The sequence below is a fragment of the Lacinutrix sp. YIN62 genome, from assembly GCF_057219185.1.
The window spans coordinates 44,757-59,423 of the sequence record NZ_JBXVVH010000002.1 but is presented as its reverse complement, the minus strand read 5'-3'; the positions used below and the strand labels follow the sequence as shown (position 1 = coordinate 59,423).

Sequence of the window (14,667 nt, the reverse complement as noted above, 5' to 3'; positions counted from 1 at the left end):
TCAAATATGTAAAATAAATTCCTTGAGACTTTCGTTTTGAATGGCTAATTTTTTTTTCAAACGACTTCTTGTGTTGTTAATACTAAGGTGTGATAATTTCATTACTCGACCAATGTCTTTAGAACTCATCCCAGATTTTATGTATACAATAATCTGTTTTTCATTTTCATTTAAATTAGGAGCTATGACTTTTAATCTTTGAAGAAATTTATTAGTTCTTGTTACAGCTTCGCTATGTAATGACGAATAACGACTTTCTGATGATAATTCATCATTTATAATATTTAAAAGCGCTAAAATTTCCGTATTTTGAATGCTATTTTTTTTAAGTTCTAGCGTGGCTTTTTTTAATTTTTCTAAGGTTTTGTTTTTATCCTCTGCAGCTAATAGGAATGTTTCTAGGAGATTGTTTTTGTGTTCTATGTCTTTTACTAGGCTTTGATTTCGTGTATTTACAATTTGTTTTTCAGATTCCCAGAGTTCTCTTTTTGTTTTTCTTATTTTTATTTGTTTGGCACTTATAATAGAGAATGTCGCAATTATTGTTAATGCAAGTACTATTATAAAAAAGGTGAAAGCGACTACTTTCTCTTTTTTTATTTTTTCAGTCTCTAATTCCATAAATTGAGTGTTTAATTTATTGTTTAGTTCCTGAAAATTAAACTTAACCATTAGTAACGATCGTTGACCGTTTAATATATTTTTTATATTTTCTTCTTTGAGGGTTGTATATTTTTTGTAATCTGTAATAGCCGAATTAAAATCTCCTAAGGCTTTTTTTATTGCTATCTTTAATTTAAAAATCTTAATTTGAAGATCTATAAAAAAATCAGAATCGGATAATAATGCCGCTTTATTTAGAGTATCTAGCGCTTGTTTTGACTTCTTTAATTTAAACCAAATCTTGGCTTTTTCAATTAAACTTTTAATTACAATATCATTATTTTTATGGGCTAAAGCATTTTTGTAAGCTAGATTTAATGCTTCAAGTGCTAGTGTGCTTTTATTTTCTAAAAAAAAAGCTTTGCCTTTGAGTAAGTGAATAAATTCTAGTCCTTTTTTGTAGTTTGCTTCTTTAAAAATTTGTTTAGATTCTTCTAATTCTTTTAAAGCTTGCTTTGGCTTATTTAATAAAATTAAAATTTCAGCTAAATTCGATTTAGCAATCCCATTATTTATTTTTGCATTAGGTTGGGAAGTTACGATTTCAATACACTTTTCTCCGTATTCAAGGGCTAGATTATAATCTTGTTGTTGTATATATATAGACGCTAATTGTGCATAGGTTGCAGCTATAGTAAGATTAGGAGCTTTGGATTTGATTATTGAATTTAGAATTTCTAAGGCGTCAATAAAGTTGTGACTATTTGAATAGATCATAGAAATGTATAAATCTACTTTAAGAATTTCATCTTTATTATTAGTCCTTTTAAAGTGTTTCCTAGATTGTAAAAAGTCTTTTAGTGAATTTTCGAACTTTCCTTTTTTAAAATAAAGCAATCCTCTTGTATAAAAACTTTCTCCAAGTTGGTTATAGGTATCAATATTTTTATGACTGTTTTTGTTTGTGTTGCGCTTTTCTAAATTGGCAATGGCTTGTGCTAAATGATTAAAAGCTTTTGTATTGTCTTCTGTGATAGAATAGACTTTGCCTAGTGTTATTAACGCCGCTATTTTACCTTTAGGATAGTTAATACTATCGGCTAAAAAAGAAGCCTCTAAGGCCTTTTTTTTTGAAGCAGATGGGATTGAATACACATCTATTGCAGCTTTATGGTTTAGCGAGTCTATTTTGTTTTTTACTAATTCGGAATTGTTGTTTTGGTTGGAAGTCTCTTGTTTTTTACAAAAAAAAAATAAAAAACAACATAATATTAGGATATGCTTGTTCATTTTTGAAAGTTATGGGGTAATCTCTCAAAAATAGAGGTTTTTAATTACTTAAATGAAAGCCTAGCGTTAATTTTTTTGTGATATGATTGCTATTTTTTTTAATTGTTAATTTTTTTAAGTAATCTAGATTTTATTGATGACAAACGGTATATATTATAGTAAAATAGATGTTGTTTTAAAAAGTTGGTAAAATAGAAATTATTTATAATAAGCAACAATTAGCCTTTAAATAATCTATTTTACTGTTAGAGTTATATTTTTTTAAGCGATAGAAAAGAGAATGATGATAATGATGTTGAGATTTTTCTTTTTTTGCTTCTTTTTTATTTTTGTTAGTAAAGTCGTATTCTATTTCAAAGGCTTTATTTATTAATGTGTTTTGAGTGTTATTGAAACGTATTTGGAAACGATTTAGGGCCTCTCCAGATGATAGTTCTAAAATGGCAGCATCCTCTTTTTAGTTATAAAAACAGCTCTGTCGCTAAGTTGTATCGATAAATGTTTAACCCTTTAGGAATATTTTTAGTGTATCAATTTTAATTGCATTTACGTCATTTTCATTCTTATGAATTCCTATAGGTAAAATGCTACTTTCTACAATAGTATTAATACCTTGTATAGGAACTTGTTTTTATTCAGTATCCAATATATGTCATCAATTTGTGATTCTGTATTTATGACGTCTAGTTTATTCCTTGACTTGTCATCTATAGGAATTAGTATTTGTTTTTATATACTGTTTACAGAATGAAACTCCAATCTAATTTTTATTCTATTACCTGTGTTTTCGGTGGTGGTGTTTTTAATGTTTGAATTATTTCTAATAAATATAGAGTTGTTGCTTTCTTTTTGGAATACACGTTGTCCGTTATTAAACACAATATTTCTGCAAGCTGTATTTGTAGTCTTATTTTGTCAGCTTTTAAAGGGGTATTTTTTTTATATAAAAGCCCAAGCCCATGTTTTTATACTGCAGCTTGACAGTTAACGGTAAAGCATGTATCTTTAACTCATTAAGGAGTCGCTTTAAAATAAAATCTAGTAATTGGAAATTTTTGACCTATTTAACATTATCCTAAATTTATGAGTAATTACCATATAAAACATATAGAAGAGTATTGGCAAGTTTATAGAAAATCTATACAAGACCCAGAACGTTTTTGGGAAGAGATAGCAGAGGAACATTTTTTATGGAGAAAAAGATGGGATAATGTTTTGAGCTGGGATTTTTCAAAACCAGAAGTTAAGTGGTTTGAAGGTGCCGAATTAAATATTACAGAGAATTGTATAGATAGACATCTTGCAACACGAGGAGATAAAACAGCAATACTTTTTGAACCTAATAACCCTGAAGAAGAAGCGGAGCATATAAGTTATAATGAATTACATGCACGTGTATCAAAATTTGCTAACGTTTTAAAATCTCAAGGTATCGAAAAAGGAGATCGTGTTTGTATTTATTTACCAATGATCCCTGAATTAGCAATTTCAATATTGGCATGTGCAAGAATTGGCGCTATACATTCAGTGGTTTTTGCTGGGTTTTCGGCAACAGCATTGGCAACACGCATTAATGATTGCGATTGTAAAATGGTTATTTGTAGTGATGGTAGTTTTCGAGGGAATAAAACAATTGATTTAAAACCTATAGTTGATGATGCTTTAGAAAGCTGTAAAGGGGTGTCTACGGTTTTGGTTGTGCAACGAGTTAAGTCTAATATAATAATGAAAGAAGGTCGCGATAAATGGCTGCAGCCGCTATTAGATAAAGCAAGTGTTATATGTAAAGCGACCACAGTAAAGGCTGAAGATCCATTATTTATTTTATATACTTCAGGTTCTACAGGTAAACCAAAAGGCATGGTGCATACTACGGCTGGATATATGGTATATTCTGCTTACACATTTAAAAATGTTTTTCAATATCGAGAAGATGATATTTATTGGTGTACGGCAGATATTGGTTGGATTACGGGGCACAGTTATATTGTATATGGACCATTAGTAAATGGAGCAACAACAGTTATGTTTGAAGGAGTCCCGTCTTATCCAGATTTTGGAAGGTTTTGGGAAATTATTGAAAAGCATAATATCACTCAATTTTATACCGCACCAACAGCAATTAGAGCTTTGGCTAAAGAGAATTTAGAATATGTAAACAAACATAATCTTAGTTCTTTAAAAGTTTTAGGAACCGTAGGAGAGCCTATAAATGAAGAAGCTTGGCATTGGTATAATGATAATGTAGGGAAAAAAAATAGCCCTATAGTAGATACTTGGTGGCAAACAGAAACAGGTGGAATTATGATTTCTCCAATACCCTACTCAACACCTACCATACCCACCTATGCAACATTACCTTTACCAGGAATCCAACCAGTACTTATTGGAGATAATGGAGTGGCGTTAAAAGGGAATCAAGTAGAAGGCCATTTGTGTATTAAATTTCCTTGGCCATCAATGGCGCGAACAATTTATGGAAACCATAAACGCTATAAAGAAACTTATTTTTCGGCATATAAAAACACATACTTTACTGGAGATGGGGCATTACGGGATGCTGTAGGTTATTATAGAATTACAGGACGAGTAGATGATGTAATTATTGTAAGTGGGCATAATTTAGGAACAGCACCTATAGAAGATGCTATTAATGAACATCCTGCAATTTCAGAAAGTGCGATTGTTGGTTTTCCTCACGAAATAAAAGGAAACGCTTTATATGGTTTTATTACATTAAAGGAAACAGGAGCGGGGCGGAATCAAGATAATTTAAATATTGAAATTAATCAACTTATTACGGATAGAATTGGACCAATAGCAAAGCTAGATAAAATTCAATTTACAAACGGCTTGCCAAAAACAAGATCTGGTAAAATAATGAGGCGTATTTTACGAAAAATAGCATGCAAGGAAGTTTCTAATTTAGGCGATATTTCTACCTTATTAAACCCAGAAGTAGTAAAAGATCTTATTGAAGCATCTAAAGAATAGTTTTTAATAACTTTAAAATAAGACGCTTATTTGTTTTAGGCTTAATGTTTTGTATAGATTTAATGAAATAGGCTTTAAAACGTATCGTTAAATTCATTAAGTGTTTGTTTTGAAAACATTAAAAGTTACTTCCTTTTTAAAGTCTGTTTTTTAATTTAAAGCGTATATGTATTGAACTTACATTACCCCCTTAAATATGAAAAAACAGACTGCTTTAGTGCTTTATTGTTCACTACTCTTTACTCTAGTAGGGCATACTCAAATTACTGCCATTAATTTTGAAAATGCTAACTATAATTTTGGATTGAAACCGACAAATATTGAACCTAATGCGCTATCCGAGGCTTACATATCTTGGAGGAGTACTTTTGCTATATCATGTGCTAATGGGAAATACCGTATAAAATTTGATACACCAACAGAAACTGTTTCTGAAGGGATCGCCTATGGTATGTTACTCTCTGTTTATGCTAACGATAAAGAATTGTTTGATGGATTATGGCTGTATTATAAAGGGTTTTCAAATGTAAATGGAGTTATGAATTGGAAAATTAATGGTTGTACTACCGTTATTGGTCAAAACGGGGCTTCTGACGCAGAATTAGATGCTGCCTATGCATTAATTGTTGCTGATAAACGTTGGGGGAATGCCGGAACAATTAATTACCACGATGATGCTATCGCATTAATTAATGCAATAAAAACACACGAAGTAGAAAATGATACTAATGTTTTGAAACCAGGAGATGCATGGGGTGGAAGCGCTAATACTAATCCGTCCTATTTATCTCCTGGCTACTTTAGAGTTTTTGGAGTATACTCTAATGATGTATCATTTTGGAATGATGTAGCTAATAAAAGTTACACAATATTAAACGCGAACTTGTCTCAAAATAACGCCGTATATAATTTGGTTTCAGATTGGTGCCAGTCTGATGGGACCTATTCTAACCAAGTGCCATGGGCTTATAATCAAGGGAAATCATATTATTATGATGCAGCAAGAACACCTTGGAGAATTGCTATGGACTATATATGGTATGGTAATTCGCAGGCACTTAGTTATTTGGGTTTATGTAATGCTTTTGTTAATGTACAGGGCGGCATTAGTCAGATATATCCTGGTTATTCTCAAGCAGGCGCCGCAATTAATACGTCTTATAAAGATCCTACATTTACAGGAGCGTACGCAGTAGCGGCGATGTCTTCTATAAATCAAGATTTTGTAAACAACGGCTATACCGAATTAAAAAACCAACCAACCAATGCTTATTTTGGTGCCACTTTAAGGGTGTTATATTTATTTGCTTTATCTGGTAATATGTATAATGCTTTGGATGAAAATGTATTAGAGGTGGCTAAAACTAACCTAAAACTATTTAAGATAAATTTTAATATTGACTCGCAGTGTTTAAATATAACATTTAAATATCCTAAGTCAAGAACCGTTAACCTTTACACAATTAATGGCGAGCGAGTAATGTTTAAAAAGGTGCTTGGTTTGCAGGCTCAATTAAATTTAAAATACTTTAATGCTGGTGTTTACTTCTTAAAAGTTGATGGTGAGAGTTTTAAATTTATAAAGCCTTAGCGATCGTTATAAAATTATATTTAAAGGCTTCTCGGTAAATATACTTATTCTTTTAAATAATCAAATCGACTTTGTGTTATAATAATTGAGAGTTAAAACAGTCGTTTTGAAATTGAGTTTAAGTATCGAGAGCCTTTTTTTTTCATAAATAAACTCAATATTCGTTTTCATTTTTCTATAAATGGATGATTAAAAAAAAGAAGCGTAAAGGCTTAAAGGCTCTTTTTTGTAATGACCTGTATTTTATTGTGTAATGTTTTGTGAACAGGGCATTTATCTGCGATTTGTAAGATGCGTTCAATTTGTTTTTCATTTAGAGCTCCTGTTAACTTTATTTCCCGATTAAAGGTGTCGATTCTTGCTGAGGTATTCTCACAATTTTCACAATCTGTAGCGTGTATTTTGTTATAACTAGTATGAACTTCTACATTATGTAAATCCCAACCTTTACGTTTTGCATACATTTGAATGGTCATAGCAGTACAAGCGGACAGTCCAGCGGAAACTAGTTCGTATGGAGAAGGGCCAAAGTCATTACCGCCATAGTTTGTTGGTTCGTCTGCTGTTAAGTAGTGATTCCCAATTTTCATTTGTGTCGAAAATCCTTCAGATGCATTTAAACGGGCTACAACTTGTTGTTGTGTTTTAAGAAGGTCAGTCTTAGGCATATTAACATAGCGTTTAGCCCAGTTAGCAATTATATTTCCAACGTAAATAGAATCGTCACGATTCATAAGTAAGTGGTCTGCTCCATCAATAGAAATAAAGCTTTTAGGATGGTGTGCTGCAATATAAATTTCTTCAGCATTTTTAATTTCTACTGTAGAGTCTTGAGGAGAATGTATTACCAATAATGCTTTGTGTAGCTTCTTAACGACTTGAGGAAGCGAATGTACTTCGATGTCGTCTAAGAATTGTTTCTTTATTGTAAAAGGGCGCCCGCCAATATTTACAGCAGCTTGACCTGTAGTCTTTATATCGTCGACACTACTTTTAATTAAATGTTCTATATGATTAGGATTTGAAGGCGCACCAATGGTAGCAACAGCTTTTATGGATGTTATTTTAGAACCAGCAAAAATAGCTGCAGCACCTCCTAAGGAGTGTCCAATAAGTAGGGAAGGGGCGGTATAGTTGTTATTTAAAAAATGAGCAGCATGTATTAAATCTTCAACATTTCCAGAAAAATTAGTGTCTTCAAAATCGCCGTCACTTTCTCCTAATCCTGTAAAATCAAAACGTAACACACCAAAACCACTGGAAGTTAATGCGCGACTAATATTTTTTACTGCGGATAAGTTTTTATTACAAGTAAAGCAGTGTGCAAATATTGCAAAGTTATGCGGACGTTGATTTAATGGAAGCTCTAGACGTCCCACTAATTGTTGCCCTTCATTATTGGTAAATGTTACTTTCTGAATCTTCATAATATTAACTAATTTAGTACTAAGTCGGTTGTTTTGTGAGATACTTTCTCATATAAACGTATAGTAATTAATAGTTGTAAAGTGAATGGTCGTAAAGAATGTAAAATTACCTCTTATCTATTACTTCTAGATTTAATATTTGCTTCACAATATTTTATGATCTCTGTAATTCGTTTTTGTTTTGTAGTGACTCGTTTTGCTTGACTTAACCAATATAAATATCCTTTCTGATACGAAGGTGCAAAGCCCTTGTAGTTTTTATAGGCAATGGGGTTTTTATTAAATGCTATTTGTAAGTTTTCAGGTATAATTCTGCTTTCTACATGGTCTAAAGCAGTCCAAGAGCCATTTTGTTTCGCAATTTCTATAGCGGCTAAACCACTTTTGTGCATTAATTTTGAGCGTGTTAACGCTTTAATATGTTTTTTGTTTAAAGCACTCCAAACGCTTTTAGGGTTTCTTCTGCTAAAGTATTGTTTGCGTTTTCCATTGCCAAGGCTTTTTACCGTTGCATCTATCCAACCGTAGCATAACGCAACTTTTACAGCTTCTTCCCATCTCATAGAAGGCTCAGGATTTTCAACTTTATAAAAAATAAGATAGACGCTTTCCGATTTAGAGTGGTTTATATGTAACCATTTTCGCCATTCTAAATCGGTTTTAAAATACAGCTCTTGCGACGTCATATTATATTAAATCTTTTTAGTCTCTATATAGAAGTCTCTATCTATTTCAGTTTTAGAATTTTTAGAAGGTAATTTTAAGGTTTTACTTTGTAATGTTGGTGTGACCCATTGTTCTTTTCCGTCTATTAAAATTTGAATGGGCATCTCAAAACCGTCTACAACATTGGTCCATTTGTATTTTAACTTCCCTTTCTTTATGGAGTACTCAAAAACAGGGATTCTAATGTCTCGCAGATATTGATCAAAAATAGATTTTAATTTTAAACCAGATTGTTCAGACATATAGTTTTCTACTTGTTCTGTTGTTACAGTCTGGTGGTAAAATTGGGAGTTAAGCCCTCTTAAAATACTTCTCCATTTTTCATCATCATTAACTAATTGTCTAATAGTATGTAACATGTTAGCCCCTTTGTAATACATATCGCCAGAACCTTCAGAATTTACATTATAAGTCCCAATTATTGGGCGGTCATTTAGTATCTTTTTTCGCGTACCGATCACATAGTCTGCCGATGCCTCTTTTCCATAATAATAGTTTATAAAGAGGTTTTCTGAATATGCAGTAAAGCTTTCATGAATCCACATATCTGCAATGTCTACATACGTTATGTTGTTTGCAAACCATTCATGTCCAGCTTCATGTATGATAATGAAATCGAATTTTAGTCCCCATCCTGTTCCCGATAAATCATTACCTAAATATCCTTTTTGGTATTGGTTTCCGTAAGTTACTGAGCTTTGATGTTCCATGCCTAGATAAGGAACTTCAACGAGTTTAAAACTGTCTTCATAAAAAGGATATGGACCAAACCAATGCTCAAAAGCCTTTAGCATTTTAGGGGCATCACTAAAATGTTTTTTAGCTTTTTCTAAATTCTCCTTAAGCACATAATAGTTTAAATCTAAATCACCTTTTTCTCCTTTGTATACTTCAGAAAAATTAACATAGTTTCCAACGTTAATGTTTACACCATAGTTATTTATTGGATTTTTTACTGTCCAATGATAAGTTGTTGTATTATTATTTTTTTGTTCCACTTGTTTAAGTCTTCCGTTGGAAATATTCATTAACTTGTTAGGAACATTAACGCTTATATCCATACTGTCAACTTCATCATACATATGATCTTTGTTGGGCCACCAAACACTGGCCCCTAAACCTTGACACGAAGAGGCTATAAAATGATTGCCATTAGTATCTTTTTTCCATGAAATCCCTCCATCCCAAGGCGCACGAATAGCTTCTCTCGGGTGGCCTTCATAATATACATCTAGGCTGTTAATAGCCCCTATAGTTTGCGGGTCTATTAATGTAATAAAATGTGCATTGCCTTCTTTGCTAATCTTTAGTGTTTTTCCATTTTGAGTAACTTTTGTAATTTTTAAAGGCTCTTGTAAATCTATTTGCATTATAGATTTAGGTTGCAATACTTTGTATTTAATAGTGTTTTTACCTGTAATAGATTTATTTTCAGGGTCTACAGCAATATCTAGATGGTAATAGCCTAAATCCCACCATTCTCGTTCTGGTGTAATAGAGCCGCGAAGTGTATCTTGTTTTGTAAACGTATTTTTTTCGCTAAGTAAGCCTTGAGCATTTAAAGCGAAAGTACTTATAGCTAAGCTAAAGGCAATTACAATTTTTTTCATGTGTAGTGTGTTCTTAGTGTTGTTATAGTCTTTTATTAAAAAAAAGAAGACAAATATTCTTGCGATTATGTTTCCTGATTATACAATAAAATTCATCTAATTTACTAAAATAAAAAAAAACGACTCCGTTTTTGGGTCGTTTTTCTAGATAAAGCACTTTTTTTTATTCTGAACTATGATCTTCTTTTAGTTCTGTTTCGGTAATATCGTTAGTTTTTCCCTTAAAAAATAATACTGCACCAACTACAATTAATCCAATTTTAATGGCCCAAGCTGGGGTCTCTCCCCATTCATAGATCCACATAAGAATTGTTGGGACGCGTCCCATAAAGTTTAGTACGATAGCAAATAGCCCAAAGAAGACCATATATCCTCCAATTTTTTTCATTTAGATAAGTTTAGTTAAAAATATAGATTTTCAATATAGTGAAAAATAAGGAGCCTTTTCTAAAGAATTTTAAAACGTATAGGGCTATTTTTTTTTTATTATTTTAGCGACTAATTAATTAATAACCCCTAAATCTCCTCTTAAAATAATGAAACTATCGTTTTGCATTATTGGTATGTTATTCATATCGCTTACCTACTCTCAAGTAAATTGTAATCATTCAGAAAAGCCAGTTGATGAAGCATCGATTACATTAACAGAACTCTCTAATTTAATTGTCACGCCAGAATTTTATGATGTAAACCACCGTTACATTGATAAATTAGGAACACGCGGTGGTGTGCATTCGGCTGGTTTTTTAGATACATGGTTAGGTGAGACACAAATTATGTTTCCTTATAACAATTTGCCAATCAGAGTTAATTTAACCGATACCAAAATTATTAGTGATAGCAGTAACTATATGTACTGGATGACAATGGCTATGGGCCAAGAATATATGAATGTAGATATGCAGTTTATGATGGGGTTTGGTTCCAAAGAAACCTTTTCGGGAACGCCATATGCAGGGCCTCCGTTCAATACTAATTTAGAAGGAGCTTATGGGCCGTTTGAAGTAGAACTCTATACAGGTTTAGATAGAGCTATAAGTTATCCTAGTTTTTTTCCAGAGTATCAAACACAACTTGAAGCCGCATTAGATGGTACTACTTCTGGCATTGATCCTTGGGACTTAATGAATGATTATATTGGTCAAGATCCAACCATGCTGGATGAATCTCCAGTAGTGAATGCATATATATTGAGTTTAATTAACTTTTTTAGTATTTATAATTTTTACAGTTATGCCGAAGACCTTTGTTGGTCAAAAATTATTGAAGCACCGGCAGACCCTTATTATGGTCTTAGTGCGATAGCAGTTGCTTACAATCTGGGAATGTTTGCTACAGATCCAATAGCGACAACAATGACTAAATATAATTTTGAAACAACACGTGATAATCCAGAGGCAAGAAATCTTTTACCAGAAGGAAATAGTGCATATAGAATCCATATTACCGAAGTTGCAGAAGCAATTGTACAAAGAGCGGAAGATGCTAATACAGATTTATCTATCCCGCTTTGGGATTATCAAATTAATTGGTCGATTGTAGAACGTTTTTTCTTAGGCGAAGGCGGTACTGTTAATATGCAAGGAGCTGGAGGTTTATTAAAACAATTTGAAATGGATGATTTGCTTGTAAGACAAGAGATAATGACTACGTTGCAAGATGGGTTTAATATTTTAAAAGGACAGGCACCATCTTCAACAGTAAATACTATAAGTTTTAGATATGATTGGTTGGCTTTATTAAGAACTGTTAAAGACCATTTTTCAAATGCAGCGATTTTTGAAGAACCATTGAAAGGAGACGCTGCGCTAAGAATAAATGCTTATACGGGAGTTGGAGGGTGTTGTGATGGGCCTGAGACAATCGATTTTGATGGTGTCGATGATTATATAAATTTAACAGCTTTTATTGGCGATACAGACGCTACGAGTCAATTGGCTTGGCTACGTTTAAACCCCTCGTTTAGTAGTGTTTCAACGATAATGGAACAAAATAATGTTAAATTATGGATAGATACAGCTCGTAAGTTAAATGCAAAAATAGTTACTGTAGATGGCGTTTTTAGTGCATTAGCTCCACGAGAAATAACCAAAGATGTTTGGACTCATATTGGGATGGTGTATAATGGCGAGACTTTAAAACTATATATAAATGGAGAAGAGAGTATTAGTATTCCTGCGTCTGGAAACCTAATTAGTGCTACAGGCGATTATGAAATTGGAAGATCGGTTACTGGTAATGAATATATAAATGCATTTATAGATGATACTAGAGTATATAATACTGCTTTAAATTCGAGTCAATTACAAGCTCAAGTTTATCAAGAAATTGAGGTTGATGGATCTGCGATACGAGGAGTCGTAATCCCAAAAAATATTGAAGGGTTAGCATCTTCAAGTTTGGCACTATATTATAAGATGAATCCAATAGAATTGGGGAATGTTATAGACCAATCTATTTATGGGAGAAACGGCGCATTGAATAATATTACGACAGCTGAAGAACAAAATGCCCCAATGCCTTATGTCGCTTATGTATCCGGAGATTGGGCAGATACTGAAGTGTGGGAACACGGTGCTATTTGGGATATCACAAACTCAGAACATAATGACTGGGCTATTGTTAGAATTGTTAATAATGCGAAAATTACCACAAGTAATAGTCACACACTTCTAGGCTTATTGATGGAATCTGAAACAGAACTAGAGATGCAGAATGATCAATTGTTAAAAAACACAAACTATGTTAAGCTTGATGGTAAAATAGATTTAACAGGAGAGTCACAATTTATACAAACAGAAAATAGTACTCTTGATGTAACGAGTTCAGGACTATTAGAGCTTGACCAACAAGGTATTCAGGATTTGTATACTTATAATTATTGGTGCTCTCCAGTAGGAATTCGTAATAATGTTACAAATAATAATGATTATACAGTATTAGAAGTGCTTAGAGATGGAACAAATATATCTAATCCTACAGCCATTAATTTTATTACCAATGGTTATGACGGTACGTTTGGATCTCCAATAGGCATTGCAGATTATTGGATTTGGAAGTATAGTAATGATATTAATAATGATTATTACAGTTGGGAACAAATACGTAGTACAGGAAGTTTACATGCGGGAGAAGGGTTTTCAATGAAAGGGGTAAATGATACTAATGGGAACATTACTTTAGAACAGAATTATACATTTCAAGGTAAACCAAACAATGGCGATATTAGTTTGCCTATAACTATAGGGAACGAATATTTGGTAGGGAACCCCTACGCTTCAGCTATCGATGCTCATTTGTTTATTATGGATAATGCTCCTATTATTGAGAGTACTGGTGTCACCTCTGGAACACTTTATTTCTGGGAACATTGGGGTGGTGGTTCTCATATTACAACACAATACGAAGGAGGCTATGCTACTTATAATTTATCTGGAGCCGTTCCTACCGCTACAATGGGAGTAAACACAGGCGGTGTAGGCCCTACAAAATTACCTGGACGCTATATCCCTATAGGTCAAGGCTTCTTTGTTAGTGGTGAAAATACTGGCAATATTAGGTTTAATAATGGACAACGTGTGTTCCAAAAAGAAGGGAATAACTCTGTATTTTTTAGAAATCATTTACAAACCACAAGCCGTACTATTGAAGACCTAGATAGTAGAATGAAAATCCGATTAGGATTTGATTCTGTAAATGAGATACAACGACAAATACTCGTTACTGTAGATGATAATGCTAGTTTAGGAATAGATTATGGGTATGATGGCGAAAATATTGAAGGGCAAGTAGACGACATGTATTGGATGATTAATAATAAGAAATTCGTAATTCAAGGTATTGATGACCTTTCACCTAGCACGGTTTTACCAATAGGATTGCACACAGCTGTGAGTGGAATAAATACATTTAAAATAGACGAATTAATACATGTGCCTAATGATTTAGACATCTATATATATGATTTGCTTACAGAAGAATACCATAATATAAGGGAAAATGATTTCTCTATCGATTTAGTTGCAGGTGCACATTGGGATCGATTTGAGCTACGGTTTAGTAATACGCTATTGAACGTGTTTAATTTTGGTGAAAATAGTGACTTTGAGTTTTATTTTTCCAACGATAATGAAACTATAGTCCTTAAAAACCCCAAATTAAAAGGTGTTGACTCTGTCGCTTTATATAATACTTTAGGGCAATCTATAATTGAATATGATAAAATTGAAACTAAAGCATTTACTGAGTTAAAAACAAAAAGAATAACCTCTGGGAATTATATTTTAAAAATTGAAACAAAGGCTAATACGTTAACAAAAAAGGTGTTGGTTGAATAAGAAATAAAATAACTTAGGATATAAGTCTCTAAACAAATAAAAAAAGCCGTCTTCATTAAAGAAAGACGGCTTTTTTTATGTTTATACAG

General features: G+C 32.5%; 8 protein-coding genes. 3 read left to right on the top strand and 5 right to left on the bottom strand.

Annotated elements, in window-relative coordinates; translation table 11 throughout:
* Positions 1 to 1,893 carry a tetratricopeptide repeat protein gene (locus tag AC2D8I_RS01680; RefSeq protein WP_484704256.1) on the bottom strand — a complete coding sequence of 631 codons (1,893 nt, stop codon included), beginning with the start codon at positions 1,891 to 1,893 and terminating at the stop codon, positions 1 to 3.
* A gap of 1,083 nt (positions 1,894 to 2,976) precedes the next feature.
* On the opposite strand from AC2D8I_RS01680, the gene acs reads away from it, so the two are divergent.
* Positions 2,977 to 4,887, top strand: coding sequence for an acetate--CoA ligase (acs, locus tag AC2D8I_RS01675; protein ID WP_484704255.1), 1,911 nt, complete (start codon positions 2,977 to 2,979; stop codon positions 4,885 to 4,887).
* A gap of 196 nt (positions 4,888 to 5,083) precedes the next feature.
* Positions 5,084 to 6,478 (top strand): glycosyl hydrolase family 8, encoded by a 1,395-nt coding sequence (locus AC2D8I_RS01670; RefSeq protein WP_484704254.1) that lies wholly within the window; start codon positions 5,084 to 5,086, stop codon positions 6,476 to 6,478.
* 212 nt (positions 6,479 to 6,690) lie between these two features.
* Here the strand turns inward: AC2D8I_RS01670 and AC2D8I_RS01665 are convergent, their stop codons facing one another.
* The 4 genes from AC2D8I_RS01665 to AC2D8I_RS01650 all read right to left on the bottom strand — a co-directional run bounded on the left by AC2D8I_RS01665 (position 6,691) and on the right by AC2D8I_RS01650 (position 10,629).
* Positions 6,691 to 7,905, bottom strand: coding sequence for a bifunctional alpha/beta hydrolase/OsmC family protein (locus tag AC2D8I_RS01665; RefSeq protein WP_484704253.1), 1,215 nt, complete (start codon positions 7,903 to 7,905; stop codon positions 6,691 to 6,693).
* A gap of 113 nt (positions 7,906 to 8,018) precedes the next feature.
* Positions 8,019 to 8,591: a YdeI/OmpD-associated family protein gene (locus AC2D8I_RS01660; RefSeq protein ID WP_484704252.1), complete on the bottom strand. Its 573-nt coding sequence runs from the start codon at positions 8,589 to 8,591 to the stop codon at positions 8,019 to 8,021.
* Between the two features lie 6 nt (positions 8,592 to 8,597).
* Positions 8,598 to 10,241 carry a M1 family metallopeptidase gene (locus AC2D8I_RS01655; protein ID WP_484704251.1) on the bottom strand — a complete coding sequence of 548 codons (1,644 nt, stop codon included), beginning with the start codon at positions 10,239 to 10,241 and terminating at the stop codon, positions 8,598 to 8,600.
* Positions 10,242 to 10,404: 163 nt separating this feature from the next.
* On the bottom strand, positions 10,405 to 10,629 hold the full coding sequence (locus AC2D8I_RS01650) for a hypothetical protein (RefSeq protein ID WP_484704250.1): 225 nt from the start codon (positions 10,627 to 10,629) through the stop codon (positions 10,405 to 10,407).
* Positions 10,630 to 10,777: 148 nt separating this feature from the next.
* Here AC2D8I_RS01650 and AC2D8I_RS01645 point away from each other — a divergent pair, with 148 nt between their 5' ends.
* Positions 10,778 to 14,578, top strand: coding sequence for a LamG-like jellyroll fold domain-containing protein (locus AC2D8I_RS01645; RefSeq protein WP_484704249.1), 3,801 nt, complete (start codon positions 10,778 to 10,780; stop codon positions 14,576 to 14,578).
* Positions 14,579 to 14,667 lie beyond the last annotated feature (89 nt).

What these genes read in the sequence shown, in the direction of transcription:
- AC2D8I_RS01680 (WP_484704256.1), bottom strand. Translation starts at nt 1,893, where the DNA reads ATGAACAAGCATATCCTAATATTATGTTGTTTTTTATTTTTTTTTTGT.
- acs (WP_484704255.1), top strand. Translation starts at nt 2,977, where the DNA reads ATGAGTAATTACCATATAAAACATATAGAAGAGTATTGGCAAGTTTAT.
- AC2D8I_RS01670 (WP_484704254.1), top strand. Translation starts at nt 5,084, where the DNA reads ATGAAAAAACAGACTGCTTTAGTGCTTTATTGTTCACTACTCTTTACT.
- AC2D8I_RS01665 (WP_484704253.1), bottom strand. Translation starts at nt 7,905, where the DNA reads ATGAAGATTCAGAAAGTAACATTTACCAATAATGAAGGGCAACAATTA.
- AC2D8I_RS01660 (WP_484704252.1), bottom strand. Translation starts at nt 8,591, where the DNA reads ATGACGTCGCAAGAGCTGTATTTTAAAACCGATTTAGAATGGCGAAAA.
- AC2D8I_RS01655 (WP_484704251.1), bottom strand. Translation starts at nt 10,241, where the DNA reads ATGAAAAAAATTGTAATTGCCTTTAGCTTAGCTATAAGTACTTTCGCT.
- AC2D8I_RS01650 (WP_484704250.1), bottom strand. Translation starts at nt 10,629, where the DNA reads ATGAAAAAAATTGGAGGATATATGGTCTTCTTTGGGCTATTTGCTATC.
- AC2D8I_RS01645 (WP_484704249.1), top strand. Translation starts at nt 10,778, where the DNA reads ATGAAACTATCGTTTTGCATTATTGGTATGTTATTCATATCGCTTACC.